The sequence below is a fragment of the Streptomyces sp. Qhu_M48 genome (assembly GCF_051305195.1).
GTDB lineage: Bacteria > Actinomycetota > Actinomycetes > Streptomycetales > Streptomycetaceae > Streptomyces.
The window spans coordinates 3,788,593-3,812,778 of record NZ_CP195432.1 but is presented as its reverse complement, the minus strand read 5'-3'; the positions used below and the strand labels follow the sequence as shown (position 1 = coordinate 3,812,778).

The window sequence follows — 24,186 nt, the reverse complement described above, 5'->3', positions numbered from 1 at the left end:
CGATCATGCCGGCCGGGTGCCGCGGAGCAGTGGGACGCCATCGTCACTCGATGATCGTGCCGAACAGGGCCACCGCGCCTCCGGCGGCGACCCCCGCGGCGATGAGGGCGTCGGGGACGCGGTGCGTGCTCAGGTAGGTCAGGCCTCCGGCCACCGCGGCGACCAGAAGGCTGAGCACGAAGACCAGTGCGGCGCGGAGGGAGAGGAGAGCTCGGTTGCTCGGGCCGGTCATGGTGACGGTGTCCTTTCGGTTCGGCCGGAGCGGGCGGATCCGGCGGAGCACGGGGCTTCGCCGGCCGTACGCGGATCGGCACGGTGCGGTCTGGAGCCAGACTGGCCTTGGGCGTTCGCAAAACAGAGGGGTGGATTCTGCGAACGACGGCCACCCGGTCCTCCCGCACCCGGCTCCGCCCGACGCGTCGGCCGCTACAGTGCGGAAGGTGGGGGTGGTCGGCATGCGGGTCGCCGTGGTGGATGAGCGCGAGGACGTCCTGGAGGGCCGGCTCGGCTGGCTGCGGACGGCCGGACACACCGCCGTGGGCTACAGCTTCGAGGCGGCGTTCGAGGAGACGGACTGGCATCGGTTCGACACCGTCGTACTGGACGGCCGGGACGACCGGGAGCATCCGGCGCTGATGGGCAGCGGCGAACTGCCCGACCGCTTCCTCGGTCCCAGGGTCGCGCAGCACATCCGCGAACTGGCTGGCAGGGAGCGGCCCGTGATCATCCTGGTGAGCTCGTACGCGCGCACGCACCCCGAGCTCTCCCTGCGGTGTCAGGAGGCCAGGGTCGACTACGCCTTCGACTACCTCGACGTGCCGTCCGCGGCGCACTTCGTCCGTGCGGTGGAGTCGCCCCGGGACATGGGCCCCCGGAAGCCGGTCGACTGGCGAACCGTCGGTTTCGTCGCACAGCCGCGGATCGGGGACGCGCTCGCCGCGGCCGAAGGCAGCAGGGCCACACGTCCGCTGGTGTCGGACGGCGCCTCGGCCGAAGGCGTGTCAGCCTACGAACGTCGCCGTCTCCGCGAGACCCTGGGCGGCCTCCTGCCCGTGGCGCTGTTCCGCACGGGCGAGCGGCGGCGGCTCGCGCACGGGAAGGAACTGCGGCCTCTCATGCGGCGCTTGCTCGGACTCAGAGCGGCGGACGACCCGCACAACGACCGTGGGGACACCGGTCGGTGACATGCCAGGACGCGCGAGAACGGGGCGGGGAGGCTCGTGAGCCGCGTGCGGTGCCTCCTGGAGTGCTTCGTGCACGGACCTGGAACCTCGCGGACGCAACGTACAACCTCGTCGTCGGAACGAAGAGCCCCGGCGTCGGAGGGGAGAAGCTCGTCGTCGGAGCGTAGGACCACGCGCCCCCAGGACGACTCTCGTGAGCCGCGTGCGTGCCTCGTCAGTAACGCCGCTCCAGCGGCGATCCGTTGGCGTGTTCGGACCGTCGAGACGGCATTGCCGTCGTCGTGGCGGCGACGTCATAGTGGCCTCATGGGTTTCCTCGGCTGGGTGGGACGTGCCTTCTCACGGGTCTACTGGCGGGAGAAGCCGCTCGTCGCCCGGATCCGGCCGCATCTGCCGGTGGGGGGCAGCGTTCTCGACGTCGGGGCAGGTGGGTGTCGGATCGCCGAGCTCCTCGGTGCCGACGGGCGGCTCTCGGTGACCGCGGTCGACGTCGTCGACCACAACGTCACCGACGTTCCCCTGCTGCTCTGTGACGGGGACACGCTGCCCTTCCCCGACAAGTCGTTCGACGCGGCGCTGCTCGTGTTCGTACTGCACCACGCGGAACATCCCGAGGCTCTCGTACGCGAGGTCGTGCGGGTGACCCGGTCGACGGTCGTGGTGATCGAGGACGCCCCCGGAACCCTGGCGCAACGCCTGTGGTGGAGGGCGTGGGACTACCTGCTGAACCACGCCGCGCATGACGACATCGGAGTCGCGCACCGCGCACGGAACGTCGCGCAGTGGGTGGCCTTCCTCCGGTCCTGCGGAGCCGCCCCCGTCTCGGCCCGGCGTTTCAGGGCTTTCTATCCGGTACTGCGTTCCTACCCCCACGTCGTACTGCCCGTCCCTGTCGACGCCACGACGCACGGGTGACATGGACGCCGGGCCGCCCCTCACACACGCTCACCGGCGTGCCACCCGCTCCGTCACCCATCGGTCCTAGCCCGTCATACGGTGCTTCGGGGCAGCCGTACCGCCGCCCTTCCGTCCGGGTTCAGAGCACCCCGGCGGTTCGCATGACGCGTACCGCCTCCTCGGTGCCACACTCCCCCGTGGCTTGCCCGGCGGTCAGGAGCGCCCGCCGCCGGTACTCCCCCGCCTCGGGCCCGCGGGTCATCGCCGTCATCATCTCCGCGAGCCGGGCGCTGTCCAGTCTCCGTCTCGGCACGGGGGTGGGTCCGACGCCGAGCAGCGCGAGTCGACGGGCGTAGTAGTGCTGGTCGAACTGGTGCGGTACGGCGGTGGAGGGGACGCCTGAGCCCAGCGCGGTCGTCGTGGTGCCGGCCGCGCCGTGGTGGACGACTCCGGCGGTACGGGGCAGCAGCCACGCGTGCGGTGCGTCGTCCACCACGTAGACCGTGTCACCGACCCGGCCCGCCGCCGTGCCGGAACCGCGTGGCACGGAGGTGATCAGACGGACGCCCGCGGTCGCGGCGGCGTTGACGCACATCGGCACGTCCGAGGCCAGGCCGACGCTGCCGAAGCTCGCGAAGACGGGGGCGGGGCCCTCGTCGAGGAACGTCGCGAGGCCGTCGGGCGCCTCCCAGCCGCTCGGTGCGGGCAGCTGCCACGGTCCGGTCAGCCGTACCCCGGGGCCCCAGTCCCTCGCTTCGGGGACGAGGAGGGTACTCGCGGCGAGGAGGACGGGAACGTCCGGGGGAACGAGGAGGGACCGTTCGGTGCGGTGTCGGGGCAGGCCCAGTTCGCGCCGTGCTACGGCCCCGCCGGGTCTGGACCACCACACGCCCGCCGACCACGTGAGGGTTCCGGCGGCGCGGTTGAGGACGCTGGTACGGGCGGGCCTGACCGCCTCCACGAGGCTCGGCCCCTCACGCGTGGGCAGGCACGGGGCGAACAGCACCACGGCGAGACGACATCCCAGTGCCGTGCGGAGCGCCAGCGCCGTGTCGAGGGTGAGGATTCCGCTGATGACCGTGTCCGTGGGGCGGACCAGGCGCGTGACCGATCGCGCGACCTCGGTCGCGGTGCCCCGTAACCACAGGCGGACGCCCGCCACCGCCACGAGCGGGCTGCGGTGCGCGTGGGTCATCGCCCAGCCCACCGGCCGGGACACCCTCCCCTGCCGAGGGAGACTCGCGCGCATGGACGCGAAGTCGATGCCCGCACGGCCGACAAGATCACGGAAGTCGTCCAGCGCGTGGATCACCACGTCGTGGCCTGCCCGGCGCAGCGTCCCGGCGAGGGCGACGCACGGCTCGACGTCCCCCCTGGATCCGAGGGCGAGAATGACGACGCGGCCCATCGGCGAACTGCGGCCCATCGGTGAACTCCTGACCTTAGGTGGCGTGCACCACGCCCTGATGGCGCAGGGCGTCGAGGGAGGACCGTGCCTCGGCGAGCGATCGTGCCGGGATCTCCACGTCGTGGTCGCCTGCGGCGTTGTCCACGACGTGGGCGGCGTGGGCGATCTGACGCCTCAGCAGGTCGATCTCCTCGTCGAAGCAACGGCGTCTGATGTCATCCGCTGTGGCCTGGAGGCTTCCCACCCACTGGTCGTGGAGGCGCAGGCCCAGGTCCCGGTTCCTGTTGTCGAAGGCCAGGACCGCCATGACGACGCTGGCGGGGATGACCAGTGTGCCGATGACCGACCGGAGGGGCGGGGCGCCGTACGGATTCATCTCGATGGCGACGAACGTCCAGGCCAGGCAGAAGGCGACGGTGCCCAGGCGCAGACGGGGTGGCAGTTCGGGCCAGATGATGCCCACCATGTAGAGCGTGGCCGTCAGCCCGATGATCGCGGGAACGATGATCCGCCCGTCCGTCAGCCTCCATTGGACGGGGAGTACGGCCGTCATCGCGAGGACCAGGAGCGCCGGGAGCAGTGTCGTGAGCCAGAGCAGGCGGATCCCTGCACTGAGGTCCTTCTCCCGTCTGTGCCTCCTCCGTCTCTCGGCCGCGAGCCCCAGTGCCGCGGTGGCCGCCATGGTGAGGAGGACCGGGGCGAGGGGGAGGTCCGCGTAGATCGGGTTGACGAGGGCGAGCAGGGAGCCTGAACCGAAGATCACGGCGGCGGGTACCAGGGCCAGCTTGCGTCCTTTCGCCGGCGGTACGTGCAGTGTCCGGCCGCCGACGGAGAGCCTGGCCTCGCCGGTCACGGGGTCGCTGGCCAGGACCTCCGCCCGGTGCCGCCCCGTCAGGTCCAGGGCGGTGAGCCGGGTCGTCAACGCGTCGGCCTGGGCGGGGGTCAGTACTTGGAGGCGTTGCTCCCTGTCCATCGTGAAGTGCAGGTGTTCCGCGACGGCGGGCCGTCCGAGACGTTGCGCGGCCGCTGTCTCCAGGAGGATGTCGGCGAGGTACCTCGCCTGTTCCCGGGTCCTGTCGGAGAGGTGCTGCTGTTCGCCTCGGAACTCGTGATGGGCGCGACGCGCCGTGTCGCCCACGGCCGTCTCGAGTTGGTACCACGTCCGGTTGAGGGCCTCCGCCACGGCACCGCCGCGTCCGAGGAGCAGTTCGTTGCGTGTCTGCAGGGCGACCATGTTGCGGAAGGCCTCGCGCTCCGTCAGGAACCTTCTCTGGTGCTGCCGTCCGGCGAGTTCGGTCACGGCGAAGGCGACGGCCCCGATGACGAGCATCCACCCGCCGTAGAAGAGGAGTTCGAACACGAACGGGTCGGCGCCGGCCGTGACCCGGGTGAGGTACATGACGCCGTCCACCGTGGCGACGTACAGCGCGCCGAGCAGCAGACCCCGGACGGCGATGAGCTCGATGGCGGTCGGGACCAGGAACATGAGCACACCGGAGTACGGCCACGTCGGTGGCACGGCGAGCGCGCCCAGGCAGGCGTAGACCAGGTCGAGCGAGACACGGGCCTTCATGAGGTCGCGCCCCGACCGGTGCATTCGCAGGGCGATGCCCGCGTCGGTCGCCGCGGCCAGCACGGTGATCGCGAGGACGAGAGGGCGGTCCTTGACCCAGCCCTCCGCGGAGACGATGTTGAAGACGTAGAGGGGTGCCCGCAGGCTGACGAAGAGGGCGGCCCGCGCGCTGGAGAACGTCATGCGCCCCAGGTGGTCCCTCGCCAGCTCCGTCATCGCCGCCCGTCGAGCACGCGCGGACGGGGCTCCGTTGCCCCGGCCGCATGGGCGACCCATCATGTCCCACCGGGAACACCCAAGGACAGAGGTATGCGGATTTGGGGAAATCATTCAGAGGATTATTGGCTTTCACCCCGCAAACAGCCTTAGCGCCGCCGTACGCTGCCACGATGTCCGCACTCGTCGTAGTGAACCCCCACGCAACGGGCGTCGACCGCGCCCGGCGCGACTGTCTCCTCGACGCGTTGCGCGGAGTCACACGGACCGAGCTGGCGGAGACCACCGGCCGCGGTCATGCCGTCGCGCTCGCCAGGGACGCGATGCGGGGGCGGACCGTGGACGTGGTGGTCGCGCTGGGCGGCGACGGCACCGTCAACGAGGTCGCGAACGGTCTTCTCTCCGACGGGGCCCACGGCCGGGTCCCGGCCCTCGGCGTGGCCCCGGGCGGTGCGACCAACGTCTTCGCCCGCTCCCTCGGTCTTCCGCGGGACTTCCGGGCCGCGGCGCAGGTCCTGCGGTGCCATGTGCGCGCCGCGCGGTACCGGACGATCGGCGTCGGCAGGGTCGACGAGCGGTACTTCCTCTTCGCCGCGGGAGTCGGCCTGGACGCCGCGATCGTCGCGGACGTCGAGGCTCAACGCCTGCGGGGGCGCCGGTCGAGCCTCTCGCGCACCGCGGGTACGGCGGTGCGCCATCTCCTCGTGCCCTCGTCAGCCGAGATGCGGCTTGAACGGCCGGGCTTCGGACCGTGCCACGGCATACGGTGGCTGGTCGTCTCGAACAGCGATCCCTGGACCTACGTGGGCCACCGGCCGCTGCGCGCCACACCACGGGCCTCCTTCGACACCCGGCTCGACCTCTACGCCCGTCGGACGACCGATCCCCTCGCCCTGATCCGCTCAGTCGCTCGTATGGCCGGCCGGACACCGCACGAGCCCCGCGCCGGTGAGCTGGTCGCCCACGACGTCGACCGGTTCACCGTCCTGTCCGACCGGCCCGTGCCCGTGCACGTCGACGGCGATCCGCTGGGGCACCGCGGCCAGCTGCGGTTCGCGTCCGTTCCACGCGCCTTACGCGTCCTCGCTCCCCCACCCCTCGCCCAGGAGGAACCCGCATGACGTTCTCGTACCGGCTCGCACTGACCGCGGCCCGGGTCGTGGTGGAAGGGCGCGGACCGCTGAGTGTCGACGGGGCGGACCACATACCGCGCACCGGTCCCACCCTGATCGTCGCCAACCACGACACGCCCCTGGACGCCCTGGTCGTCGGCGTCGCGGCACGCCGTCACCGGCAGGTCCGATTCCTGGCCAAGCGGTCCCTGTGGGAGCGACGGCCGCTCGGTGCCGTGCTCGACCGGCTCCAGCAGATCCCCATCGAACGGGGAGGGGAGAGCGGCGGCCTGGACGCGGCGGTGGAGGCGCTCCGGTCCGGTGCGTGCGTCTGTGTGTTCCCCGAGGGCACGCTCTCACGCGGGCGGACCCTGCGCGTCCGCAGCGGTGCCGCCCGCCTGCTCACGGCGGTGCCCGAAACCAGACTCATCGGGTGCGCCGTGACGGGTGCCGGGGCTCTCGCGTCGCTAACGCACCGACCACGGGTGCGGGTGGTCTTCCTCCCCCACTCCCGCGAACCCCGGCCGGCCGACTACGGCCTCAGCGTCGCGTCCGTCGAGAACTCCATGCGCACGATTCGTACGATCGCGCCGCCTTCGTCGTGAGTACTTCGGCGGCTGCGACCGGATCCATCAGCTCGTCGGAGCCGAGGTGCTTCGGGTTGAGGTAGCGAGCCTGAGCCCTCCCGCTCGGCCCTCGCCACTCCTCGGTCCTCGTCACTCCTGGGCGGGCCGGAGGAAGTCGGCGCCGATGGACCGGGCCGTCTCCTCGATCGCCGCCTGGTTCCCGTCCTGCGCCGTGAACAGGACCATGCCGATGCTGCCCTTGTCGGCCCAGGCGCACATCGCCCGGGGGGTGCCGATGATCGCCTCGGTGTACCGGAAACACCGCATCCAGGCGCCGTACGGGCCGGCGTCGGCACGCCAGGTGCCGTGGACGGTGCCGGCCGCCGTCATGTTCATGGGGATGGCATCGCCCTCTCCGTGCACGTAGGACTCCCGCATCTCGTGGAAGTCTCCCGTCGTGACGGCCACCAGGTATTCCGCGGCGGCGTCAGGAGCGGCGTCCTCGGCGACGTAGATCTTGGCCGTCGACGCTTCCCGCTCGTTGTCGGGCACGGCACCGAACGGGTCGTACTCCTCCTGGAGGTCGAAGCCCTTGAGGCCCCGGAAGGTGTCGTGGGCGACGATGTCGTAGCGGGGGTACGCGACGGAGGAGACGTACGCCGCGACGCCGACGACCAGCAGCAGAGCGAATCCGACCCCGGCGAAGGCGCACTCACGCCGGGTTGCGCGTGGCACGGGCGGCAGTTCCGGCGGCCCGGACCCGTCGCCCCCAGTGGCCGCTCCACCCTCCCGCACGGGTTCGGCCGCAGCCGCGGCCATCCGCTCGGCAGCCCGTTCGCGGGCGGTTCGCAGCTGCTTGCGGAGGGCTAGGAAGGGCAGCCCCATCAGCAGCCCCAACCCCACCGTCAGGCCGTACGGCACCGACGGCAGTACGGTGAGGCGGACGACCACGAGCAGAGCGACCACCGCACCGACGGCGCACCGGAATTCGAGACCCCGGCGCAGCAGGAAGCGCCACCATGTCCGGCCCGGGGCGGCGAAGGCGGCGGTCGTCCCGGCAAGGACGGCGAGCCGCAGGTCGTGCGGGGCAGCGGCCGCCCACCGGGCGGCCTGGGCGGCGGCGGCCTCGGGTGTCGGCGCGTCGGCGAAGGCACGGCGGGCGTCGAACGACTGCACCCGGCGCGCCGAGGCCTCGTCCTTGGCGCCGATGGAGACGGAGCTTCCCGCGCCCTCGGCGCGCCGCAGCTCCGCGGAGTCCGGAGCGATCTCCCGTAGGCGGGCGAGGAGGACAGCACCGCGGGCGTGCCGCCCCGGCCGGTCCATCGCGTCGGTGCGGGCGCAGAGTTCCGCGTACCCGGCGAGCAGAGCGATGTCGTCCGGGAAGGCGTCGAGGCCCTCGCGGAAGACCCGCTCGGCTGCGTCGTCGTGGTCGTCGTCGTCCTCGGCCAGGTGGGCACGGGCGAGCGCGAGGAAGAGGCCCACGTCAGGCCCGTCCGCGTCGAGCGCGCTGCGCGCGGCGGCCCGTGCCTCAGCCGGGCGGCCGACGGCGACAAGCACGTCGACCTGGCCGCGAACGTCGTCACGCACGTCGTCACGCACGACCAGGATTCCGGTACGGGTGATAGTTGCGGTCGCGGCCGCCGAACACCGGACCGCGAGGCCGGCTGGCGTCAACGGTGGACCGTGTCAGAGGGACCGGCTGGATCACGCCCCGCAGTTGTGCGCTGCCATGCCTCGCGAGCACGTCTCGAGCCACGAGTCACGCCCTCGCGTGACTGCCGTGTACTGCGCACCTCTGCCGCTACCTCCACGGAGGGCGCCGTCGACGCCACCGCGACCCAACGTCGGGGGGCCGGACTCGTCACCGTTCTCCGTCGGCGTACCGGGACCCCCGGACCGTCTGGTGGCCACTCCTGACGAGGTACAGGCCGCGCTGAAGGCTTCGACGACGTGTCACGTACCGCCGAGGCCGTCGACGGGGCCGCTGTCCGCAGGTCCGGCCCATCGCCGGTCCCCGTCAGCACGACATCGACCGATCCTCGGACGAGCCGACGGTTGTCGACGGGATCGCGAAGAAGGCCAGTGCCGCACCGACCGCCACAGTCGCCGCGAGCACCAGAGAGCCGGGGAGGGACCATGCCGCGACTGGTCCGGCCAGCGCCGCGCCCACGGCGAATCCGGTGATCTTCAGACTGGCTCCGGTGGTGAAGATCTGGGCTCGCAGATGTTCCGGGGCCTCCCGATGGCGGACGGCGAACAGGGCGGCGAGCTGGGGACCTTCGCCGATGCCGACCATGAGCACGGCCACGATGAGCACGACTGGATGGCCCGACGTCGCCAGGGCCAGCGCGGCGGCCTGGAGGACGGCACTGGCCCAGATGATCGTGTCGGGGGCCACCGAACGCGGGAACCGGGCCAGTACGGCGTTGGCCACCAGCGCGGCGACCGCCGCGCAGGAGAGCAGCACCGCGCCACGGCCGGCTCCGCCCAGGACGCGCTCGCCCAGGAGGGGGACGCACACCATCAGCATGCCCTGGGCGACGCAGGAGACAACCGAGGTGAGGGTCGCTCGGGCCAAGGACGGCCTTCCGACGATGACCCGCATGCCGGCGGCGAGGTCGCTGATGACCGAGGACTTCCGAGTGCCACGCCCTCGGCCCGGACCGGCTCGGCGCGCACGGGCAGGCAGCATCCACGCCGCCGGCACTGCCAAGGCGATGAGCACCGCGGAGACCACACCGGCCGTCGGGGCGCCCCACGCCTCTGCCACACCGCCCGCGAGGGCAGGGCCCGCCAGACTTGCCGCGCTGAAGGTCATGGCATCGAGCGCGTTCGCCCGGGACAGGCGATCAGCGTCCACGACACGGGGCAGTTGGGCCGTCCACCCTCCCGACAGCGCGGGCCCCAACAGACCGGTCAGAACCGCGATGAGGATCGTGACGGCAAACGGGAACCGGTCGATTCCCACGAGAATCGCCCCCAGCCCGGCCGCGTACAGGACAAGGGCCCCGGCCAGCAGGCGTCCCGGCCACTCCGCCCGGTCGAGGAGGGCCCCGAGCACCGGTCCTCCCCCCGCCGCCGAGATCGTTGCCCCCGCGAGCAACGACGCCGCGTCGACAGTCGACCCGGTGTGGGCGAATCCCGTCAGCAGCAGCGCCGGTCCCGACATCTCGTCCCCAGCGCGAGCTGCCATGGCCCCGGCAAGGTGACAATGGATAAAGTAACGCTTCGTCATGAGCGAGACGTTACGGAAGTAACTCAAATCTCAGCAAGATGCGTTACATTGTGCGAGTGACCTCCACCAACGCCGACTGGTCCACCCGGCACTCGGTACTGACCACGGCTCAGCGGACCGCCGCCCTGCTCAACGCTCTCGCCGGGGATTCCCCCGACCCGGCCGAAGTCGCCGATGTGCTCAGCGCATACGGCGAGGCGGACCCCATCGAGCTCACGCCCCGCGATGTCGCCGGGATGCGCGCCGCGGCCACGCTGCTGCGGCAGGTCTTCGCCGCCGACCACGCCGACGACGCCGCGGCCACCCTCAACCGCCTCCTGCGGGAACACACCGGGCCGCTCCGCCTCACCTCGCATGACGGCAGCACCCCCTGGCATCCTCACCTCGACCAGGACGACAACGCCCCCTGGGACGAGTGGCTCCTCGCCTCGTCCTGCATGGCCCTGACCGTTCTCCTCTGGGACCGCCAACGCCCGCCCGGCAGAATCTGCGCCTCCCCCAGCTGCCGGAACGTCTTCATCGCCCAAGGCAGCGGCCCGGAACGCCGCTACTGCTCCCGCCGATGCGCGACCCGCGAACGAGTCGCAGCCCATCGCCGCGCGCACGCCGCCGAGCAACCTCGCGAGGCCGACTAGAGCGCGCCAAGGAGCCGAAGCGGCACCACGCAAGCTCTACGGGGAACCACTCACCTGCGCTGCCTTAGCTGCGACAGGTCACCAGGCGTGGCTGGGCGTCAGGGCACCTACGCCGTAGACATCTTGACGCCCGGTCGCGTCCCATCGGGCAGAATGCCCTGGGTGGATGCCCTAAAGATCGAGAACCCCTGGACGCCCGCTCACCAAGCGGTGGAGTTGAGCGACCACGCGACGCTCACGCGCATCCTCGACGAGGGAGCCGACGCTGACGAGGTCTGCAGCCAGATGACTCTGCTGATGCACGCCATCGACAGAGAAGTCGATGTCGCGAACCAGTCGGGGGAACCGATCGACAGCGCACTGACCGCGATCCTCCTGGCATATGGTGCTGATCCACATCTCGTGGTCAACGCCACGGCACCGACTATGCAGCCTCACGCCCACGTGAGGGTCAAGAGCTCGCCCTCTCTATGGCCGCGTCGTACGGCCTGGTCGGGGGCGGTTTGACCGTGCTCTTCTCGAAAACCCCAAAGACGCTTCTTCCGGAAGCACGTGGAGGGATCCCCGGCCTCCGCGCACTCGCGCACTCGTGTGTTGCCTGTTCACTTCTCTTTGCGACGGCCTGAAAGTCGCAACCGCCAGCGGCGAGACGGTCCGCCCCGCCGGTCCACGGCGAGAGGCGTCTCCGGACGGGAGACCGGGGCCTGGAGAGCGGCACGGGACCCAGGGGAGAGCGGCGCGGCGCCGGTGCAGGTGGCCGCTTCAGTCCCCGATGGAGTGGTGTGACGGAGTGCGTCAGTAGGCTCCCCGTCATGACCAGTGATCTCGGGTTCATCTGCTCGTGCTGCGGGGCCCACCACCCTGAGTTGCCGATGAACTACACGGCTCACGCCTCGGCAGTCTGGGAGCCGGTGTTCGCGGAGGCCGACGACTGCCTGCTCTCGTCGGACCAGTGCGTCGTCCAAGCGCAGCACTACTTCGTCAAGGGCCTGATCGAGATACCCGTCATCGGCAGCGACGAGGTGTTCTCCTGGGGCGTCTGGGTCTCACTCAGCCGGGACAACTTCTCCCGGGCGGCCGACCTGTGGGACAGGCCCGGCCGTGAGGCTGAGGACCCGTACTTCGGCTGGCTCACCACGGACCTGCCGGTCTACCCGCCCACGACCCTCAACCTCAAGACCCACCTCCACACTCGCCCGGTCGGTGAGCGCCCCTGCGTCGAGCTTGAGCCCACCGACCATCCCCTCGCCGTCGAACAGCGCACGGGGATCACCCTTGACCGCGTACGGGAGATCGCGGCGGCCGTGTTCCACGCCGGGAGCAAAGAGCGGTGATGACCGACGCATCGGACGTGTCTGTGTCGCCGGTCCCGATCGCGCCGGCGGGGCTGAGCCGCAGGGCCCGGACGTTCGTCGAGGCGCACGGCATCCGTGTCCCCCGGCGGGACCTGCGGCAGCACCGTAGCGCGTGGATCGAGCACGGGATCCCCGCTGCGGAGATCGGGCGAATCGTGGCCTTCCAGGACCGCTGGGGCGGTATCGCGTTGCCGCCGGCCCCGTTCTACGAGGGCGGTCCGCGCATCCTCGAGGCCGACTGTCCCGTGGGCTCGGCCACGGAGGGTTGGTCGTTCCAGGCCGGGGACTGCCGGTCCTCCATGGCCTATGGATTCATGATCGGACCAGAAGGCGCGTTCGGGATCGACGGCTACCGCTGGACGCCCTTGCATGCCAGTACGGACGGATGGGTGGAGTCCCTGGCGCTGGCCGACCATGCGGGAAGGGAGGCCAGGACCATCACGACGCTCACAGGTGAGGCCGTCGACTCCCTCGACCTCGACGGGTACGAGCCGGTACCTGAAGTGCAGGGCCTGACCGACACCTGGTGGCGGGGCAGGGACTCGCTGATCGCCCTCTACCGCGGCGAGGCCGTCGGTCTTGACGCCCCTCAGTGTCTCCGAGCCCACGTCTACGGCGGCCTTGACGAGTGGGGCCTCCAAGGCGGCTGAGTGGGTATCGGCGGTGAGCCCCACCCGGACACCAGAAGCCGGTCCGGCTGGTGGCGCAGGATTCGGCCACTGCCGCTCCCGGCCCCACAAACCGGCGGGACGCAGCCTTTCCGTCACTGCGAGCGGCCCCTCGCGCGCAGTCGTCCCGGCGAGCCACGTGTCCATCATCGACGCATGTCTGGAGGAGCCCGACGAACCACTTCTCCAGCAGTACATCCAGGACGCCCGACAACTGACAGGCGTCCTGCGCTTCTGCGTAGACGAGAGCGTCGACCTCATCTTCCTCTGACGTCGAGGAGCCTCAGGCAGCCGATACCCCACCCCGACCGCCATTACGGGGCAGCCCATAACGCGGGCCGCCCCCGAAGTACGTGGACGCCTCGGCGAAGAACTCCTCACGGGGAGGTGCCGACGGGGGTTCGGCGAGTACCAGCCTGGCTGGATCGGCCGGTGACCATGCGCCCCCACAAGGAAAGGCGGCCCCTCCCGGACGGCATCAGACGAAGTGGTCGCGCGCTTCCTGCTGGCGGCCGCGCAGCAGACAGCTGACGGCCTCGTGCGGGTTCGTTCCCAGGAAGTAGGGGCCGGTGTGGTGAAGGAGGAAGAAGCGTCCGGTCTCGTCGATGACGATCATCGCGCCGTCGAACGTTTCGTATCCGACGGGAAACAACTTCCCTCCCAGGTTCCGTGCGAGTTCGGCAACGTCCTCGCTGCTCTCCGAGTAGATCCAGTGAGGTGTGAATCCGATGGCGGCCGACGGGGTTCCCGGAATCTCCAGACGAATCCCACCGAATTCCCGGACGAAGTCCTGAGCGGCCCGGAACGGTTCTACCGGGTGGCCTTCCTCGACGAAGCGGTCGGTCACGAACCTCAGGAACTGGGGCAGCTGGTCGCCGATGTCACGGCCCCGGAACCAGCCAGCGTCGGCGAGAACGGCTTCGACCGCCTCCGTTGTCATTCTCGGCATGTGCAAGCCCTCTCTCACACTCCAATGGCCGGGCGGGAGCATCTACACAGCACCGGTAGCGGCTCTTTTGGCTCGGCAGTCCGCTCTTGGCGTCGCTGGCGAGGTTGACGGCCTCGTGGGCGGGCACCTTCAGCCGCCCACAGTCGCCGAGGTGGCGTTTCACCGGCCTGGCGGGAAGCGGGCGGGCCTGGGGCCAGGGGTTCGGTACCCGCCGACAACAGCCCGCCGAGTTCGGGCGGGCCGCCGGAGGGCCGGGCTGAGATCCTGGGACCCATGAATTCTGCGGATCCTCCTCTTCGCCCCTTGCCGACGGACCCTCCTCTTCGCCCCCTGCTTGTCGTGGACGGTGCCAATGTCGTGGGTTCGGTGCCGGACGGCTGGTGGCGCGACCGGCGAGGGGCGGCCGAGCGGTTGCGTGACCGGCTCGCCGCCACCGGCGGCCCCGCCGATGGCCCGTACCCAGGCCCGTACGAGATCGTCCTGATCGTGGAAGGCCGTGCCCGGGGTGTCGCCTCCGTTCCCGGCGTACGGGTCGAGGAGGCACCTGGCAGCGGTGACGATCTGATCGCCCAGTTGGCTCTGGAGGCGCGCGGCCGGCCGTGCCTGGTGGTCACGGCCGACCGGGAGCTGCGTCGGAGGGTGGAGGAGGTGGGCGCCCGCTGTGTGGGGCCACGGAGTCTCGTCTCCGACGGGTCCTGAAGGGTGTGGAGGTGCGGGGTCTCGGGTCTGACGGGACCGGTGGTGTGGGTGCGCTGCGGCAGGTGGTTCCCAGCTGAGCGGGTGAGGGGTGGGCCGGCGGGTTGCCGGGCACAGTCCTCGATCGGTGCAGGCCTGGGTGGGGGCCGGGTTGTTCCGCGCTCTCGTTGCCGGATCAGTTCGCTCGCGACGGCATGAGGGGAAGCCTGACCGTGGCGAGGAGACCGCCGGCCGGGCGGGGAACGAGGTCGAGGGTTCCGTCGTGGGCGCGGACGACGCTGTGCACGATGGCCAGGCCGAGGCCGACGCCGGCATGTTCGTCGGTGCGCACGCGTTCCGTTCCGCGTTGGAAGGGCTCGGTGAGGGTCGGTACGAGTTCCGGTGGGAGCGGGCGGCCTGTGTTCTCCACCCTCAGCACGCTCGTGTCGCCCTGGCTCTCGGTGTGGATCGTCACGGTGCCGCCGGTGGGGAGGTTGTGGACGATGGCGTTCTGGACGAGGTTCGTCACCATCCGCAGCAGGAGTTCCATGGAGCCGCTGGTACGGGCCTCTCCCCCGGTGACGTCGAGCGTGATCGCGCGTTGCTCGGCCAGGGGCAACAGTGTCTCGGCGGCTTCCTCGGCGATGAGGGAGAGGTCGACGCTCTCGCGGGTGAAGTTTCCGCGGCCGCCGCGGCTCAGCAGCAGGAGGGCTTCGGTGAGGTCGATCGCCCGCGTGTTGACGGCCTGCAGGCGTTCGATGAGTTCGCCCCGGTCCCGCGTGGGGTCCTCGCGGGCGACGTCGAGGAGCGTCCGCGAGATCGCCAGCGGGGTGCGCAGTTCGTGGGAGGCGTTCGCGGCGAACCGCTGCTGCTCGACGACGTGGGACTCGAGTCGGTCGAGCATCGAGTCGAAAGTGTCGGAGAGCTCCCGGAATTCGTCCTGGCGGCCTTTCATGCGGATCCGGTGGGACAGCGAACCGGTTCCGGCCGTCCGTGCCGCGGTCCTGATCTGGGTGAGCGGTGCGAGCATCCGACCGGCCAGGACCCAACCCCCGACGAGGCCGAACACGAGCAGGGAGACCATCGCGACGGCTGCGGCGGGGGCGAAGGTGCGCACGAGGAGGTAGCGGTTGGGTGCGACCCCGAGGAGGCCCTGGGAGTTGTCGGGTACGTAGCGCAGCAGGAACACCCACACCACGGCCAGCAGGAGAGCGCCGGCGATCCCGAGGAACCCGGCGTAGCTGAGGGTGAGTTTCAGGCGGACGCTGAGGCCTCGGCGCCTATGCATCCGTACTGCCGGAGCGGGTGGGGCCGGGGCGGGTGGCGTGGGGATCATGGGGGTCGTGGGGATCATGGGGATCAGTGGGGTGGGCGCCCTTGGTGCCGGGGCGGCTGGTGTGGGGCGCGTTGATGCCGGGACCATGGGTGGGGGCTGCGGTGGGGTCGGGGCCGGTTGGGTCGGGGCCGGTGTCGATCCGGTAGCCGACTCCCGGCACCGTAGCGATGATCCATGGTTCGCCGAGGCGCTTGCGCAGCGCGGAGACGGTGATGCGGACGGCGTTGGTGAGGGGGTCGGCGTTCTCGTCCCAGGCACGTTCCAGCAGCTCTTCGGCGCTGACGACCCCGCCCTCGGCGGCGACGAGGACTTCCAGCACGGCGAACTGTTTACGGGTGAGCGCGACGTAGCGTCCCTCGCGGAAGACCTCCCGGCGGAAGGGGTCGACCCGCAGGCCCGCGATCTCGCGGACCGGAGGCCGGGCGTGCGCGCGTCTGCGGTCGAGCGCCCTCAGCCGCAGGACGAGCTCCCGCAGCTCGAACGGTTTCGTGAGGTAGTCGTCGGCGCCGAGCCCGAACCCGGAGGCCTTGTCGTCGATCCGGTCCGCGGCGGTGAGCATGAGGATCGGGATGCCGCTGCCGGAGGCGACGATGCGCCGGGCGACCTCGTCGCCGGAGGGGCCGGGGATGTCGCGGTCGAGGACGGCGAGGTCGTAGGAGTGGACGCTGAGCAGTTCCAGGGCGGAGTCGCCGTCGCCGGCGATGTCGGCGGCGATCGCCTCCAGCCGCAGACCGTCACGGACGGCCTCGGCGAGGTAAGGCTCGTCCTCCACGATCAGTACGCGCATGGCTGAAGCCTAAGCAGGACCGCATATCTCCGACGTATGCAAAGGCGGCGCGCGCACCGGAGCACTGCTCAGCCTGCCCGTGAGCACTGCTCAGCCTGCCCGTGTCGGCGCGGGGCCGGTTCCCTCCGGCATCCCCTCCAGTGGGTCCTCCGACGGCCGCTCCGAGGGGCCGTCCGACGGCGCTACCGCCATGGTGCGCCACCAGCGGCGTGACGCCAGCGCGGCCAGCGCAGCGCCGGCCGCGTTGACCAGTACGTCGTCCACGGAGGACACCCGGTCCAGCCGGAGGGCGTACTGCGCGGTTTCGACCAGGACCGAGCAGCCAGCCCCGAGCGCCAGGATCCGGGGTACGGACGCCAGGGCCGCGAACCGCACGGGGGCGAAGAACCCCAGCGCCGCGAAGACCAGCAGGTTGCCGGCGATCCCGAGCGTCCCCATCATCAGCAGGTCCCGCAGCGGTACCAGGCTCACCCGGGCGGGGACGGTGCCCGCGCCGGCGCCCGGCATCATGGTCATCCACAGGAACGGCGCCGTCCCGTGCACCATGCCCACCTCGGCCAGCGAGGTCCGCCACGCCGAGGTGGCTCCGGTGGCACGTCGGCGGCGCGCCAGGGCCCACACCACCAGCATCGCCAGCGGCAGCGCGACCAAGGTCATGAGCACGACGCCGTTGAACGTGTCGAGGCAGCCGTGCCACCGCCCGGCCATGCACACCGGGGCGGACATCATGAGCGGCCTCCACACGACGAACGCGGCACTGACGATGGCGAGGATCGTCAGACTGAGGAGCACGACCCTCCGCGCGCGGCGGGACGATGCTGACAGGGGTGCGTCGACGTGGTCCATGCCGCCATTGCAGACGGAGGGCCGTTGCGGTGGCGTATGCGATTTTCGATACATCCGCGATACGTCCACTCCCTGTCATCAGGGGGCAGACGCAACTCGACCTGGCGGCTGTCTCGCCGCTGATGATCGCGTTGGCCCGGCTTGAGTCGGTGGCCAGGTGGGTGGGGAGACCGGTGGGTTCGGAGACCGGTGGGCCGGGAGACCGATGTGGCCGGAGGCCCGTGGGCAACTGGGCCGCCGGGCCGGTCAGGCGGCCGTCAGTCGACGCTGGCCGGTTCGGCCGTGGACATCGCACTACCGGTCAACGCAAGACGACGTGAGGCCCGGATCCTATGGATCCGGGCCTCACGTCACTTCAGTAGCGGGGACAGGATTTGAACCTGCGACCTCTGGGTTATGAGCCCAGCGAGCTACCGAGCTGCTCCACCCCGCGTCGGTAGGTCCAACAGTACGCCATCCACGGCACCACCCATGACCACGCCGGTCTCCTCGTAGACGGCATCACACAGACCTGTCCGCCCGGGGCATCCGCCCACCCGCCCGACTCATGCCTCACACCGCATCTCCCCAGGTGGCTGAATACGCCCGGCTGGTGCGGTGAGCCTGCGTCATGCGTGGGCGTGGGTGTGGGCGTAGTCGCGGTCGCGGTCACGCCAGGGGCCCTCCGGCACCAGGGCGTCGAGCACGGCCAGCAGTTGTGGCGGCTCCACCAGGTCTGGCAGCGCGCTCAGGTCCCTCCATGCGATCCAGACGGGCGTCCCCAGGTTGACCTGTTCACCGGGGAGCAGGCCCGTGCGCACGAGGGGTGGCTGCTCGTAGGCGAACCGCGCGACGAAGAAGTACTCCGTCCCGATGTACCGCTTCCGTTCCACCGGACATCGCGGTCGACCGGTACCGACCGATCGAGCACGCTGCCGGGTCGAGTCCGGTCTCCTCGGCCAGTTCGCGTCGTGCCGCCACCAGCGGCGTCTCGCCCGGATCGATGCCGCCACCGGGAGGCTCCCAGAGCCATGTCCCGTCGAGCGGGTCACGCCGGTGCGGCAGGAGCAGGCGATGGCAGGTGTCCAGGCAGACGACTCGGGAGGCGGGGCGGTGTGGTGCCTCCACCGCCCTGACGCTATGCGGTGTGCGAGATGTCGATCAAGACCTGCGTCGCGTTGATCGACATCTCCGACACGCTCTAGTACGGGCCGCCACGGAAGAGCACGCTGCCGTGGTGGCGTGGGCGGTCGCCACGTTCGTGGGCTGCGTCGGAGCGGTCGGCCGGGGTCGAAAGCCGGGCGAGGGACCGGAGGGTCGTCAGGCCGGCCAGCACGTCGTCACGGCGCTCGGCGGCCTTCATCCAAGCCGGCAGCCGGGCGAACATCGCCATCGTCGGAGAAGCGTGGCGCTCGCGCAGCCGGGCCCCCACGTATGCGGCGAGGGCGTCGACGTGCTCCTCGTCGTAGGCCCACAGAATCCGTCCCGCACAGCGGGTCTGGAGCCACAGCGGCCGCCGGAAGAAGGGGTCCTCGGTTCCGCCGGGCACCGCGCCGACCAGGCCGGCACCCCGCTCCTCGGCCGTCCACTCGGCGACCGCGCCGCAGCCGCCGCAGGTGAGGCGGCGGGGTTGGAAGAGCAGGGCACTGAAGTACTTCGGCGCCGCGAGACCCGGCAGAGGTACGACAAGCGCGCGGCCACCACACCTCGGGCAGACGACGAGCACCCGGCCGGTGAACTGGACGAGCCACATGCCGTGGTCGTGGTGGCGGACAGGGTCGGGGTGCGCGGACTCGGAACTCATGACGGACACTCTGCCAGGCCGAGCCTGCACGCCCCCTCCGCCCGACCACCGCCCCGCCCGGCCCCGCCCCCCCGTGCCATCCCGTCCCATCCCGTCCCATCCCGTCCCGGCGACCGCGATACGACGCTCGATGCCGCCACGTACAGGGCTGCCGACGCCGTCGCGCCGGAACGATCGAGGGAGGAGAAAATGCGTTCCAGCGTCGAGCACGCGCGCCCGCTGGTGACAGAGTCGAGGTCCTCACCGTCGGCACCCCGCACCAGGCTGATGCCGTCATCGACATCGCCGTATCCGCAGCTGCCCATGCACACGGCTGCCAAACGGTCGTGCCGACTGACGATCTGGGTCCACGCCGTGGGGAACTCGGCCCGGGTACGGGGAGCTGCCCTGTCCGGACCGCGCGGCGGGCGGTCACCAGGTCGAGCCGCGTAAGGGGAAAGCTGCATCGCCACCGGATCGCGACGCCTGAATCTGGGTCGAAGTCCGGCGACGGTCGCACTCCGGAACGCCCGTCAGAAGTGCGTCGTGATCCCGAAGACGCGACGAAGGTGCGCCATGTCGTGCAGGTCGCGTTCCGATGGCTCGTAGCCCTGGTGGAAGGAGACCTGCTGTTCGGCGGACAGGCAGGGGACTGACGTTCCGTGGATGGTTCCCGTCACGAAGCATGAGGACGGATAGATGAACGGGCGCTCGGGTGCGGGCGACGCCTGCACTGCTGAGCCGTCATCGGCGACGATGAGCGGGTGGAGGTCGATCTCTCGACCGTCCGGCGCCGTCAGGACGAATCGGATGGGGCGCCAGTTCAGCGTCTCCACGAACCCGGCCTCGTGGAGGGCTTCCAGTACTGCGGTCTCCTGATCCTGCCGGTGCATCAGGTCCAGGTCGCGGTGGTCTCGCGTCTGCTCGCCGACCAGGGCGTCGATACCCCATCCCCCACCGATCCAGACGTCCGCCTTCGCCTGGCGCAGCAGGTTGAGGACGAACAACACGGCGTCAGCTTTCATCACTCGGGAAGGCTAGAAGTGTCCGCCCCGAGGCGCGAACGTTTGCCTCCGGACTTCGGTCGGCTGGGACCTGTCCTGTCGATCATGTGACAGTTCGTCGAGATAGGCCCTGATTCGCCGCCACAGGAAAATGGATCTTCGTCCGCTGCCACGGCTACCAGCTGTCAGCTGTGGCAGGGCGCTGGCATGTCCGGACCCATTGCGTACCCGGTCTTCCGCACTCCCGACCCGGTACGGGTGCTGCGCGTGGTGCGTCAGCTTGCGGCAGCGGGCGGCCGGCCGTGTGCAGCGTCGAAGAGAAGTTCGCAGCCGTGGTAGGACCGAGCACCGGTGAGATCTGGTGGTCCGGCTTGATCTGGCCTGATGTACCGGACCGTGACAAGGGGCGTTGCGGCCGGTACGGAGCTGAGCTGCGGCGCCGGGCTCGTCCGCTGCGCAGGCCTGACCGGAGATGTCCTCGCCTCCGCACCTGCCGGTGACCCACCAGAACACCCCCTACGAGGCCACAGTGCCTGTAGCCCTCTGTGTCGCGGCCGTTCTATTGTGCGGGTCGAAAGCCCTCCTCGCCGCCATCCCTCTCGTGGACATCCCCTTCTCACCGAGCGCCGCGGCGAACTGGTCGACCACGCCCGTCGCCTGCTGGCCACCAGCAGCGACCGCCGCGACCGCGCTCGCGTGCTGAACGCGCTGAAGGCCTGGGGCCACGACACCAGCCATCTGGAGAACGCAGCCGATGTCGCTGTCCGCGCACGCTCCGCCCGCCTCAGGGCCGAACGCGCCTCCCGGCAGGCCGACTGGACAGGGGCGTATACAGCGAACATCCGCCGTTCTGACTCGGATCCGCCCCCATCCGCCGCCGCTCCCACGACCGGATCGGTCACCTTGGACTTCCCGCATCCAGGGTGACCGAGATGAACCGACTGACGGGTTCACGTGAACCGAAGTATCACGTGCGGGCTGGCTACGGTATGTGCACCTTCACGGGTTCCGTTTCTGGGGCGCTGTGCCTCTCCGCCCATGTTTCGAGGGCAGCTCGGCAGGCGTGGTCCAGGTAGTTGAGGCCCGAGAGGTCCAGTTCGATGGGGCGGTCGTCGGGGAGTGCTTCGAGGCTGTCCAGTATTTTCGGCAGCCGCAGGAACGTGGCGTTGCCCGACAGGTGGACCTGGATCGGTCCCGCTCCCTTGTCTATGACCTCCGTCTTCAGGTGCGACGTGTCCCACGCCGTCTTCACGATCGACAGGGCGAGACCGATCAGCACGCCCTCGAACATGTTGACCAGGACGATCGCCATGGCCGTGGCCACCAGGATCAGGGCCTCGCCCCGGTGTGCGCGCCACATGCCGACGAGTTGCCGCCGGGGGATGAGTTTCCATCCCGCGTGGATGAGGATGCCCGCGAGCGCGGGCAACGGGATGAGCGCCAGGGCGCCGGGGAGCAGGGCCGCGAAGAGGAGCAGCCACAGTCCGTGGAGTACCCGGGAGGCCTTGGTGCGGGCTCCTGCCTGGACGTTGGCCGAGCTCCGCACGATCACCGCGGTGAGAGGCAGTGCGCCCAGCAGGCCGGACACGGCGTTGCCGGCGCCCTGGGCCATCAACTCCTTGTCGTACCGGGTGCGGGGGCCGTCGTGGAGGCGGTCCACGGCGGCTGCGCTGAAAAGGCTCTCGGCGGAGGCGATCAGGGTGAACGCGAGGACCGTTCCGATCACGCCGACGCTCGCCAGATCCCCGAACGCCGAGAGCCCTGGGAGCTGGAGCGCGCTCAGAAGACCCGTCACCTCGACCGTCGCCACGGGCAGGTCGAGGACGAGTGTGGCCAGGACGGCCAGCAGCACCGCTGCGAGCGCTCCGGGGACGACCCGTACCTTCTTCGGCGCCCGCTGCCACAGGACGATGACGGCGATGGTGCCGACGCCGATGGCGAGAGAGATAAGTGCGGTGGCATCGCCCACCGCGTCCGCGGCTGCTCCGGGCAGGCCCGTGATCTTGTCGAGCCCGGAGGCGGGGGCGTCGGCTCCGGCCGCCGCGTAGAGCTGCCCGGCGATGATGATCAGCCCGATGCCGGCCAGCATGCCTTCGACGACGGAGATCGAGATGGCCCGGAACCAGCGCCCCATCCCGAAAGCGCCCATGGCGATCTGGAGCAGGCCGGCCGCGAGCACGATCACTCCGAGCGCGGCCAGCCCGTGCTCGCGGACGGCCTCGAAGACGAGAACGGTCAGCCCGGCCGCCGGCCCGGAGACCTGGAGGCTGCTGCCGGGGAGGAGTCCGACGACGATGCCGCCCACGATGCCGGTGACGAGGCCGAGTTCGGCCGGAACGCCGGAGGCGACCGCGACACCGACGCACAAGGGGAGGGCGACCAGGAAGACGACGAGCGAGGCCGCGAAGTCCTGGCGCAGGTGGGGGAAGTTCTTCGCCGCGGTCCTGGCCCTGCTCACAGCGCCTCGAAGACGTCAGTGTCGGCACGGTGTTCCCGTACGGAGCCGGTGTGGACCTCGTAATACCAGGCGTGAATGCGCAACACCTCTTTCTCCAGGCGCTGTTGCACACAGGGGTAGGAGCGCAGGCACAGTACCTGGGTGAGGATGTGGTTCTGCACCGCCGCTTCCACGGCCGGGTCCGCGACGTCCGCGACGTCCACCCCGGCCGGATCGGCCGACTCGCCGGCGGCGTGTGCGAGCCAGTCCCGTACGGCGGGTACGAGGGAGAGGTCGTCGCCCCGCACGAGGGCGCCGACCGCTCCGCAGTGGGAGTGGCCGCAGACCACGATGTCTCGCACCCCGAGAACCGCCAGGGCGTACTCGATGGTCGCCGCCTCGCTGCTCGGGCTGCCCGACAGGTAGGGCGGGACGATGTTCCCGGCCGTGCGCAGTTCGAAGAGTTCACCAGGCCGGGCGCCGGTGATGAGGGCGGGTACGACGCGCGAGTCGGAGCAGGTGATGAACAGGACCTGAGGGGACTGGCCTTCTGCCAGTCTGGCGAACTCCTCAGGGCGCTGTCCGAAGGTCCGGGCGTTGTCGATGAGGGGCTGCATGGTGGTTCCTCCTGGCGGGCCACGATGGGGACGCCGGACGTGCACGTGTGCATGGGGGCAGGGAGATGGGTGGCTGATGAGCGGGGGGAGAAGGCAGAACGAGCGGGGGCAGGCGAGAGCACTGCTCTCAGAAGCGACAGGCCTTCGCAGTGTCGTTTCTGCCGACCGGAACAGGTCTGACGGTGCCGTCGAACAATGCCGAGGAGAACCGCGGTTGCGGGCCGAGGCCCACCGTCTCCGGATTCCCCGCATGTTCGAGGTTCACGGAGATGGAGGACTCAACGAGTCGAGCGGGCCGACGCGCGCGAGGGGTGCGTCCGGAAAGTATTTCGGCGTTCCGGGCGAGGAATGTACGGAACATCTGCACCTCCTTTTTCACATGCTGCCGGGCGACCATTCCCCGACCTATAGCACTCACCAAGACTTGGTCAACAGCAGGTCAAGAGAGAAGTTACCCGTGCGAAGTCGCCCGGTGGGACGACACGGCGTCATGCGGCGCAGAGAGTCTCAAAAGTGTGGGCGACTTGACGTGATCCGCCGCCTTGGCGAAGCAGGCGGGACGGCGTACAGCGACGCGCTGCCCGGGCAGAGCCGGGCAAGGCAAGGCAACGCAAGGCCGGGTCGAGTCGGGTCGAGTCGGGCCGGGCCGGGCCGGGCCGGTCTCCAGCCGGTCCGCGTGGCGCAGCAGGGCGCGGGCCTCGGTCAGGAAGAAGTGGCCGTCCGAGGTGAGCCGGATGCGCTGCTGGCTGCGCTCGAAGAGCGTGAGGCCCAGGCTCTTCAAGAGCTGGGCGATCTGGCGGCTGAGGGGTGACTGGGAGATGTGCAGCCGTTCGACGGCGCGTCCGACGTGCTCGGTCTCGGCGACGATCGCGAAATAGCGGAGTTGTCGCAGGTCAAGAATGTGAGACCTGAAAGGACTGAAGT

25 protein-coding genes, 1 tRNA gene and 1 pseudogene are annotated in these 24,186 nt (G+C 70.4%); 10 read left to right on the top strand and 17 right to left on the bottom strand.

Annotated features, from left to right (window positions below):
• Positions 1 to 43: 43 nt before the first annotated feature.
• Positions 44 to 232, bottom strand: coding sequence for a hypothetical protein (locus tag ACRRSS_RS17365; protein WP_435972044.1), 189 nt, complete (start codon positions 230 to 232; stop codon positions 44 to 46).
• Positions 233 to 440: 208 nt separating this feature from the next.
• Here ACRRSS_RS17365 and ACRRSS_RS17360 point away from each other — a divergent pair, with 208 nt between their 5' ends.
• Both ACRRSS_RS17360 and ACRRSS_RS17355 read left to right on the top strand, forming a co-directional pair.
• Positions 441 to 1,184, top strand: coding sequence for a hypothetical protein (locus ACRRSS_RS17360; RefSeq protein WP_435972043.1), 744 nt, complete (start codon positions 441 to 443; stop codon positions 1,182 to 1,184).
• A gap of 306 nt (positions 1,185 to 1,490) precedes the next feature.
• Positions 1,491 to 2,099: a class I SAM-dependent methyltransferase gene (locus tag ACRRSS_RS17355; protein WP_435972042.1), complete on the top strand. Its 609-nt coding sequence runs from the start codon at positions 1,491 to 1,493 to the stop codon at positions 2,097 to 2,099.
• Positions 2,100 to 2,220: 121 nt separating this feature from the next.
• On the opposite strand, the gene ACRRSS_RS17350 is transcribed toward ACRRSS_RS17355, so the two are convergent.
• Together ACRRSS_RS17350 and ACRRSS_RS17345 are read right to left on the bottom strand one after the other, a co-directional pair.
• The gene (locus ACRRSS_RS17350) at positions 2,221 to 3,507 is read right to left on the bottom strand and encodes a glycosyltransferase (protein ID WP_435972041.1); all 1,287 of its coding nucleotides are present in this window, start codon (positions 3,505 to 3,507) and stop codon (positions 2,221 to 2,223) included.
• Positions 3,508 to 3,523: 16 nt separating this feature from the next.
• A complete protein-coding gene (locus tag ACRRSS_RS17345) occupies positions 3,524 to 5,245 on the bottom strand; it encodes a hypothetical protein (RefSeq protein ID WP_435972040.1) in 1,722 nt (573 codons plus the stop codon).
• Positions 5,246 to 5,451: 206 nt separating this feature from the next.
• Between ACRRSS_RS17345 and ACRRSS_RS17340 the strand changes: the two genes are divergently transcribed.
• Both ACRRSS_RS17340 and ACRRSS_RS17335 read left to right on the top strand, forming a co-directional pair.
• The gene (locus tag ACRRSS_RS17340; protein ID WP_435972039.1) at positions 5,452 to 6,399 is read left to right on the top strand and encodes a diacylglycerol/lipid kinase family protein; all 948 of its coding nucleotides are present in this window, start codon (positions 5,452 to 5,454) and stop codon (positions 6,397 to 6,399) included.
• Complete coding sequence (locus ACRRSS_RS17335; protein WP_435972038.1) at positions 6,396 to 6,995, top strand: lysophospholipid acyltransferase family protein; 600 nt, start codon at positions 6,396 to 6,398, stop codon at positions 6,993 to 6,995. The genes ACRRSS_RS17340 and ACRRSS_RS17335 overlap by 4 nt, the downstream gene beginning before the upstream one ends.
• A gap of 111 nt (positions 6,996 to 7,106) precedes the next feature.
• Here the strand turns inward: ACRRSS_RS17335 and ACRRSS_RS17330 are convergent, their stop codons facing one another.
• Together ACRRSS_RS17330 and ACRRSS_RS17325 are read right to left on the bottom strand one after the other, a co-directional pair.
• Complete coding sequence (locus tag ACRRSS_RS17330) at positions 7,107 to 8,555, bottom strand: hypothetical protein (protein WP_435972037.1); 1,449 nt, start codon at positions 8,553 to 8,555, stop codon at positions 7,107 to 7,109.
• Between the two features lie 418 nt (positions 8,556 to 8,973).
• Positions 8,974 to 10,191 carry an MFS transporter gene (locus ACRRSS_RS17325; RefSeq protein WP_435972036.1) on the bottom strand — a complete coding sequence of 406 codons (1,218 nt, stop codon included), beginning with the start codon at positions 10,189 to 10,191 and terminating at the stop codon, positions 8,974 to 8,976.
• Positions 10,192 to 10,229: 38 nt separating this feature from the next.
• Here ACRRSS_RS17325 and ACRRSS_RS17320 point away from each other — a divergent pair, with 38 nt between their 5' ends.
• The 5 genes from ACRRSS_RS17320 (at position 10,230) to ACRRSS_RS17300 (ending at position 13,120) form a co-directional block, all read left to right on the top strand.
• The gene (locus ACRRSS_RS17320) at positions 10,230 to 10,826 is read left to right on the top strand and encodes a CGNR zinc finger domain-containing protein (RefSeq protein WP_435972035.1); all 597 of its coding nucleotides are present in this window, start codon (positions 10,230 to 10,232) and stop codon (positions 10,824 to 10,826) included.
• 162 nt (positions 10,827 to 10,988) lie between these two features.
• Entirely contained in the window at positions 10,989 to 11,333 is a 345-nt protein-coding gene (locus tag ACRRSS_RS17315; RefSeq protein ID WP_435972034.1) for a hypothetical protein, read from the top strand.
• Positions 11,334 to 11,698: 365 nt separating this feature from the next.
• Positions 11,699 to 12,160 carry a DUF2199 domain-containing protein gene (locus tag ACRRSS_RS17310; protein ID WP_435975357.1) on the top strand — a complete coding sequence of 154 codons (462 nt, stop codon included), beginning with the start codon at positions 11,699 to 11,701 and terminating at the stop codon, positions 12,158 to 12,160.
• Positions 12,160 to 12,831, top strand: a complete 672-nt coding sequence (locus ACRRSS_RS17305) for a hypothetical protein (protein WP_435972033.1) — start codon at positions 12,160 to 12,162, stop codon at positions 12,829 to 12,831. The genes ACRRSS_RS17310 and ACRRSS_RS17305 overlap by 1 nt, the downstream gene beginning before the upstream one ends.
• A 157-nt stretch (positions 12,832 to 12,988) precedes the next feature.
• Complete coding sequence (locus tag ACRRSS_RS17300) at positions 12,989 to 13,120, top strand: hypothetical protein (protein ID WP_435972032.1); 132 nt, start codon at positions 12,989 to 12,991, stop codon at positions 13,118 to 13,120.
• A gap of 207 nt (positions 13,121 to 13,327) precedes the next feature.
• Here ACRRSS_RS17300 and ACRRSS_RS17295 read toward each other — a convergent pair whose 3' ends face one another.
• Positions 13,328 to 13,816 (bottom strand): SUKH-3 domain-containing protein, encoded by a 489-nt coding sequence (locus ACRRSS_RS17295; RefSeq protein WP_435972031.1) that lies wholly within the window; start codon positions 13,814 to 13,816, stop codon positions 13,328 to 13,330.
• Between the two features lie 255 nt (positions 13,817 to 14,071).
• Here ACRRSS_RS17295 and ACRRSS_RS17290 point away from each other — a divergent pair, with 255 nt between their 5' ends.
• Positions 14,072 to 14,497 carry an NTP pyrophosphohydrolase gene (locus ACRRSS_RS17290; RefSeq protein ID WP_435972030.1) on the top strand — a complete coding sequence of 142 codons (426 nt, stop codon included), beginning with the start codon at positions 14,072 to 14,074 and terminating at the stop codon, positions 14,495 to 14,497.
• 172 nt (positions 14,498 to 14,669) lie between these two features.
• Here ACRRSS_RS17290 and ACRRSS_RS17285 read toward each other — a convergent pair whose 3' ends face one another.
• The 11 genes and pseudogenes from ACRRSS_RS17285 to ACRRSS_RS17235 form a co-directional block, all read right to left on the bottom strand.
• A complete protein-coding gene (locus ACRRSS_RS17285; protein WP_435972029.1) occupies positions 14,670 to 15,761 on the bottom strand; it encodes a sensor histidine kinase in 1,092 nt (363 codons plus the stop codon).
• On the bottom strand, positions 15,754 to 16,596 hold the full coding sequence (locus ACRRSS_RS17280) for a response regulator transcription factor (protein ID WP_435972028.1): 843 nt from the start codon (positions 16,594 to 16,596) through the stop codon (positions 15,754 to 15,756). The genes ACRRSS_RS17285 and ACRRSS_RS17280 overlap by 8 nt, the downstream gene beginning before the upstream one ends.
• A 90-nt stretch (positions 16,597 to 16,686) precedes the next feature.
• The gene (locus ACRRSS_RS17275) at positions 16,687 to 17,442 is read right to left on the bottom strand and encodes a VanZ family protein (RefSeq protein ID WP_435972027.1); all 756 of its coding nucleotides are present in this window, start codon (positions 17,440 to 17,442) and stop codon (positions 16,687 to 16,689) included.
• A gap of 359 nt (positions 17,443 to 17,801) precedes the next feature.
• Positions 17,802 to 17,875 (bottom strand) — tRNA-Met (locus ACRRSS_RS17270).
• A 175-nt stretch (positions 17,876 to 18,050) separates the two neighbouring features.
• On the bottom strand, positions 18,051 to 18,314 hold the full coding sequence (locus ACRRSS_RS17265; protein WP_435975524.1) for a hypothetical protein: 264 nt from the start codon (positions 18,312 to 18,314) through the stop codon (positions 18,051 to 18,053).
• Entirely contained in the window at positions 18,217 to 18,549 is a 333-nt protein-coding gene (locus ACRRSS_RS17260) for an NUDIX hydrolase (RefSeq protein WP_435972026.1), read from the bottom strand. The genes ACRRSS_RS17265 and ACRRSS_RS17260 overlap by 98 nt, the downstream gene beginning before the upstream one ends.
• Positions 18,550 to 18,622: 73 nt before the next feature.
• Positions 18,623 to 19,225, bottom strand: a complete 603-nt coding sequence (locus tag ACRRSS_RS17255) for a hypothetical protein (protein WP_435972025.1) — start codon at positions 19,223 to 19,225, stop codon at positions 18,623 to 18,625.
• 512 nt (positions 19,226 to 19,737) lie between these two features.
• The gene (locus ACRRSS_RS17250) at positions 19,738 to 20,229 is read right to left on the bottom strand and encodes a nucleotidyltransferase domain-containing protein (RefSeq protein ID WP_435975356.1); all 492 of its coding nucleotides are present in this window, start codon (positions 20,227 to 20,229) and stop codon (positions 19,738 to 19,740) included.
• 961 nt (positions 20,230 to 21,190) lie between these two features.
• Positions 21,191 to 22,666 carry a SulP family inorganic anion transporter gene (locus tag ACRRSS_RS17245; protein WP_435972024.1) on the bottom strand — a complete coding sequence of 492 codons (1,476 nt, stop codon included), beginning with the start codon at positions 22,664 to 22,666 and terminating at the stop codon, positions 21,191 to 21,193.
• Entirely contained in the window at positions 22,663 to 23,262 is a 600-nt protein-coding gene (locus ACRRSS_RS17240; RefSeq protein ID WP_435972023.1) for a carbonic anhydrase, read from the bottom strand. Before ACRRSS_RS17240 ends, ACRRSS_RS17245 begins: the two co-directional genes overlap by 4 nt.
• Positions 23,263 to 23,902: 640 nt before the next feature.
• A pseudogene (locus tag ACRRSS_RS17235) lies at positions 23,903 to 24,163 on the bottom strand (LysR family transcriptional regulator); the annotation flags it as partial.
• Between the last annotated feature and the right edge of the window lie 23 nt (positions 24,164 to 24,186).

What these genes read in the sequence shown, in the direction of transcription:
- ACRRSS_RS17365 (WP_435972044.1), bottom strand. Translation starts at nt 232, where the DNA reads ATGACCGGCCCGAGCAACCGAGCTCTCCTCTCCCTCCGCGCCGCACTG.
- ACRRSS_RS17355 (WP_435972042.1), top strand. Translation starts at nt 1,491, where the DNA reads ATGGGTTTCCTCGGCTGGGTGGGACGTGCCTTCTCACGGGTCTACTGG.
- ACRRSS_RS17350 (WP_435972041.1), bottom strand. Translation starts at nt 3,507, where the DNA reads ATGGGCCGCAGTTCGCCGATGGGCCGCGTCGTCATTCTCGCCCTCGGA.
- ACRRSS_RS17345 (WP_435972040.1), bottom strand. Translation starts at nt 5,245, where the DNA reads ATGACGTTCTCCAGCGCGCGGGCCGCCCTCTTCGTCAGCCTGCGGGCA.
- ACRRSS_RS17340 (WP_435972039.1), top strand. Translation starts at nt 5,452, where the DNA reads ATGTCCGCACTCGTCGTAGTGAACCCCCACGCAACGGGCGTCGACCGC.
- ACRRSS_RS17335 (WP_435972038.1), top strand. Translation starts at nt 6,396, where the DNA reads ATGACGTTCTCGTACCGGCTCGCACTGACCGCGGCCCGGGTCGTGGTG.
- ACRRSS_RS17325 (WP_435972036.1), bottom strand. Translation starts at nt 10,191, where the DNA reads ATGACGAAGCGTTACTTTATCCATTGTCACCTTGCCGGGGCCATGGCA.
- ACRRSS_RS17320 (WP_435972035.1), top strand. Translation starts at nt 10,230, where the DNA reads ATGCGTTACATTGTGCGAGTGACCTCCACCAACGCCGACTGGTCCACC.
- ACRRSS_RS17310 (WP_435975357.1), top strand. Translation starts at nt 11,699, where the DNA reads ATGAACTACACGGCTCACGCCTCGGCAGTCTGGGAGCCGGTGTTCGCG.
- ACRRSS_RS17305 (WP_435972033.1), top strand. Translation starts at nt 12,160, where the DNA reads ATGACCGACGCATCGGACGTGTCTGTGTCGCCGGTCCCGATCGCGCCG.
- ACRRSS_RS17290 (WP_435972030.1), top strand. Translation starts at nt 14,072, where the DNA reads ATGAATTCTGCGGATCCTCCTCTTCGCCCCTTGCCGACGGACCCTCCT.
- ACRRSS_RS17285 (WP_435972029.1), bottom strand. Translation starts at nt 15,761, where the DNA reads ATGCATAGGCGCCGAGGCCTCAGCGTCCGCCTGAAACTCACCCTCAGC.
- ACRRSS_RS17280 (WP_435972028.1), bottom strand. Translation starts at nt 16,596, where the DNA reads ATGCGCGTACTGATCGTGGAGGACGAGCCTTACCTCGCCGAGGCCGTC.
- ACRRSS_RS17275 (WP_435972027.1), bottom strand. Translation starts at nt 17,442, where the DNA reads ATGGACCACGTCGACGCACCCCTGTCAGCATCGTCCCGCCGCGCGCGG.
- ACRRSS_RS17255 (WP_435972025.1), bottom strand. Translation starts at nt 19,225, where the DNA reads ATGAGTTCCGAGTCCGCGCACCCCGACCCTGTCCGCCACCACGACCAC.
- ACRRSS_RS17250 (WP_435975356.1), bottom strand. Translation starts at nt 20,229, where the DNA reads ATGAAAGCTGACGCCGTGTTGTTCGTCCTCAACCTGCTGCGCCAGGCG.
- ACRRSS_RS17240 (WP_435972023.1), bottom strand. Translation starts at nt 23,262, where the DNA reads ATGCAGCCCCTCATCGACAACGCCCGGACCTTCGGACAGCGCCCTGAG.